The sequence below is a fragment of the Pleomorphomonas sp. T1.2MG-36 genome, from assembly GCF_950100655.1.
Lineage (GTDB): Bacteria > Pseudomonadota > Alphaproteobacteria > Rhizobiales > Pleomorphomonadaceae > Pleomorphomonas.
Genome location: NZ_CATNLY010000031.1, coordinates 1 through 339, shown reverse-complemented (window position 1 = coordinate 339; position 339 = coordinate 1). Strand labels below are relative to the sequence as shown.

Annotated in this window: 1 pseudogene; it reads right to left on the bottom strand. The window is 65.8% G+C overall.

The annotated features are described in order from the left end of the window. Positions 1-295: pseudogene (locus QQZ18_RS15790) on the bottom strand (transketolase); the annotation flags it as partial. Between the last annotated feature and the right edge of the window lie 44 nt (positions 296-339).

Here is a 339-nt window from a genome sequence, read left to right as displayed (position 1 = left end):
TGGGGTGGCCGTTCAGCATGGACAGCGGCTGCATGTAGGTCTTGAGCTGGGCCTCGGGGAAGTAGCCGGCCTGGGCCAGCACCGAGTAGAAGGCGCCGGTGCAATGCCCCTTGCTCATGATGAACCGGTCGCGGTCCGGATGGCGCGGCTCGTTGGGATCGTAGCGCATGACGCCGAAGTACAGCGTCGCCAGGATGTCGGCTGCCGAGAAGTCGCCGCCGGGATGGCCGAGCCGGGCCTCGTGCACCATCGTGAAGGCGCTGCGGCGAATGCTCAGAGCCCGGGCGCGGACCATGTCGATCCTGTCGATATCAGATGAAATAGGCCACGACCCACCAG